The organism is Nostoc sp., from assembly GCF_041747015.1.
In the GTDB taxonomy this organism is placed as follows: Bacteria; Cyanobacteriota; Cyanobacteriia; order Cyanobacteriales; family Nostocaceae; genus Nostoc.
This window is the reverse complement of sequence record NZ_JBGTFY010000318.1, coordinates 1-3,250: the sequence shown is the minus strand read 5'-3', so window position 1 is coordinate 3,250 and position 3,250 is coordinate 1. Positions and strand designations below refer to the sequence as shown.

Here is a 3,250-nt window from a genome sequence, read left to right as displayed (position 1 = left end):
TCAGTTTCGACTTGGTGATTGTGGACTATGTGCAGTTGATTGAACCAAGAGAAAAGCGGGGTGGGGAAAACCGCGTACAAGAAATCGACTCCATTTTGAAACAACTCAGGGCGATCGCTAAACAATTCAATTGTGCTGTCTTGGGATTGGCACAGTTAAAAAGAGAAGTTGATTCTCGCTCCGAAAAGCGTCCAACCAAAGCTGATTTTCGGGAATCTGGAGGATTTGAACAAGAAGCTGCTGTGATGTTGGGTTTGTACCGGGAAGATTACTACGATAAACAGACCACCCAAAAAGGCATTTTTGAAGTTTCAGTTTTGAAAAGTCGGTTTAGTAGTGAGACGACTGTTAATAAGATTGTTTGATAAACGATTTTGACAGTTTAAGAATTTGGCTAAGTCTCAATATTAAATACAACAGGAGTTAACCTGAGCATTGTAATTGTTCATGCAAGCAGCACTCCAGCGATGGAATCAGCCAAAAGATATGAAAATTAAAAAAGTACTGTTGCTTTAGTCTAAATCCAAAAGAAGGAGGAGAAGATTATTATGATGAAGATGAATTTTCTGACCATTGACAAAGTAAAAAAAATCATTGAGCTTGCTAAGAACTAAATCTTCATTGAAATAAGGATGAAAGAAATTGAGTTACGATAATACTGCCAAGTATTTAGCTGAATTGTATCCAGCCGAGTTTGCCAAGTGGTTGCTACCAGATAAAACTACAGAAGTTACAGTACTTAAAACTGAACTTTCAATAGATCCAATCCGCGCAGATTATGTCACATTTTTGCAAACAAGTAGCCGGATTTTGCACATTGAGTTTCAAACTCTCCCCAAATCTAATCCGCCAATTCCTTTGCGGGTATTAGACTATTACGTGAGATTGAAACGGCAATATAACACACCAGTAACCCAAGTCGTGATCTTCTTACAACAAAGTAGCGACCCTATTGTATTTACTGAAGAATACACAGATGAGTTCACAAATCACCGTTATCGAGTTATACGGTTATGGGAACAAGATTCAGCTTTATTTCTGAATAATCCAGCGCTATTGCCTCTTGCGCCTTTAACTCGAACTGATTCCCCAGCAACTTTATTATCCCAAGTAGCTCAAAACATCGCTAAAATTCCAGATAGGGACGAAAGGCAGAACATTGCTGGATGTACAGAAATATTTGCAGGGTTAAGGTTTGAAAAAGATTTAATTCGTCAATTTTTACGGGAGGATATTATGCAGGAATCTGTTATTTACCAAGACATTGTTCAGAAGGAAGCTTTTAAATATACTTCACGTTTATTAAATAGGCGTTTTTCAGAAATAGATTCATCAATTTTAGAGCGAATTCAACGTTTATCAACTGAAAATCTAGAAGCCCTTGGAGAAGCTCTACTAGATTTTTCATCAGTTGATGATTTAGTAGCTTGGCTAGACCAATTAAGATAAAGCAAAAACAAGGAGAGGGAATTGGGTTCAAATATCCACTTCCCTAATTCTGATATCTATTCATAGAAGCATAAGATATAAAAATATGTCCATCCTTTTATTAAGGATACAACACCTGAAGTAATAAATAATTGCTCAAGATTAAAATTGTGCTATACGGATTAGAACAGAAATCTCCCAGATGAAGTCGCAAATACATCCACATCCAGCACTTGCAGCGTTGGATGCTTATGTTCAATTGCTGAATTTTTAGAGGGTGGTACATGAAAGCGCTATCTGTTCGTCAACCTTGGACATGGGCAATAATTTATGCTCTCAAGGATATTGAAAACCGTGGCTGGCCTATCAATTATCGCGGCGACATTCTGATTCACGCTGCAAAAACTTGTACCAAAAAAGAGTACCAGCTAGCGAGAGAATTTTGCCAAGGGATGGGGGTAGTAATTCCAGAGTTAATCTCTCTACGTCGCGGTCAAGTTATTGGGATTGTCACAATAGTAGATTGCAAGTTTTCACAAGTTGCATCTGGCTGGGGAATGCCTGGGCAGTACCACTGGAAGCTGGAGAATCCACGCGAGATCACACCGATTCCCTACATTGGGCAACTGGGGATTTTTGAAGTACCCAATGATTTGGTCATGGAGGTGGCTGCATGACTAAATCAGTAATAGTTGAGTTATCTGCAATACCCGAAAAATTCTTAGAGGACGACCTTAAAGCCTCACAACTTCATAGCCAAGGATGCCTCTATCCGTACCTTGAAAAGAAAAAGTTACTTGATGGAACCATAGCCTTTTACCCACGAGTTATAGGCCAACGTGACCCAGACAACCCGACTCAGTGGCGATGGGGTTTTAACTGGGAAGAACGAGGTGATGGAGTATGGAAAGGACGAAGTATCGGCTCAATTCCCCCTGGTGCTGTCCCAATGATTCGTCTAATGCAACAGCAGGGGGCAACTAAGGAAGATATTATCGCTTTTATCAAGAGAGCGAAAACCAAAAAGCCATCACCAAAATTAGATGTCTGCAAAAATTTTGATAACACAAAAATAAAACCAGTTTTTCCAGATGATGCCCCGATCGCCGTAGTACTTTTCGCTGGTGGCGGCGGGATTGAAGCTGGGATGATTCAAGCTGGTATTCGCCCAGTCATTGCAGTAGAGTTTGACCCAAGCAAACCAGACTTGAGCAAGGCGATCGCCAAAACTCATCACCACAACTTTAGCGAGTATGGCTGTAGAGTCGTCCAATTAACAGTGCAAGAAGTAGCACAGTCAGGATTCATAGGTTTTCCACGAAGACCCGATTACCTCCATGCCTCCCCAGTGTGCGCCAACTTCAGCCAAGCCCACACTGCCAAAGCGGGTAAGGGCGGCGAAACTACCGATGATATGACGGCTGCGATCGCTATTGCCGAAGCCATCCGACAGTTGCAGCCACGGGTGTTCACTCTCGAAAATGTTCCACGCTATCAGAACAGTCAGAGTTTCAGTATCATCCTGGATGCTTTGGAGCAAGAGGGGTACTCGGTCAATTACAGCGTGGCCAACATGGCTGATTTTGGGCTACCCCAGGCGCGTCGGCGGTTAGTCCTGATTGCAAGCAAGGGTTTTCACGTTGCCTTACCTTCGGGAACTACACTTTGTGGTTGGTACGAGGCGATCGCGCATCTCATCCCCGTGCGATTCGTTGTTTAGTGAATCACGGTAATCAGTCCGTACATAACTAAACCAGCCCGACAGCAGATTACTGTCACTAAAGGCTGAACTCTCGGTCAGATGCAAGTGTAAGCCTTGCCA

4 protein-coding genes are annotated in these 3,250 nt (G+C 42.2%); all 4 read left to right on the top strand.

What is annotated here, in order from left to right; all coding sequences use genetic code 11:
* On the top strand, window positions 1-365 hold a 365-nt coding region (locus tag ACEW80_RS25310; RefSeq protein ID WP_373529239.1), incomplete at its 5' end, for a DnaB-like helicase C-terminal domain-containing protein.
* A 277-nt stretch (window positions 366-642) separates the two neighbouring features.
* Window positions 643-1,449 (top strand): Rpn family recombination-promoting nuclease/putative transposase, encoded by an 807-nt coding sequence (locus ACEW80_RS25305; RefSeq protein ID WP_373529238.1) that lies wholly within the window; start codon window positions 643-645, stop codon window positions 1,447-1,449.
* A 263-nt stretch (window positions 1,450-1,712) separates the two neighbouring features.
* Window positions 1,713-2,105, top strand: coding sequence for an ASCH domain-containing protein (locus tag ACEW80_RS25300; protein WP_373529237.1), 393 nt, complete (start codon window positions 1,713-1,715; stop codon window positions 2,103-2,105).
* A complete protein-coding gene (locus tag ACEW80_RS25295) occupies window positions 2,102-3,148 on the top strand; it encodes a DNA cytosine methyltransferase (protein WP_373529236.1) in 1,047 nt (348 codons plus the stop codon). The genes ACEW80_RS25300 and ACEW80_RS25295 overlap by 4 nt, the downstream gene beginning before the upstream one ends.
* Window positions 3,149-3,250: the final 102 nt, after the last annotated feature.

What these genes read in the sequence shown, in the direction of transcription:
- ACEW80_RS25300 (WP_373529237.1), top strand. Translation starts at nt 1,713, where the DNA reads ATGAAAGCGCTATCTGTTCGTCAACCTTGGACATGGGCAATAATTTAT.
- ACEW80_RS25295 (WP_373529236.1), top strand. Translation starts at nt 2,102, where the DNA reads ATGACTAAATCAGTAATAGTTGAGTTATCTGCAATACCCGAAAAATTC.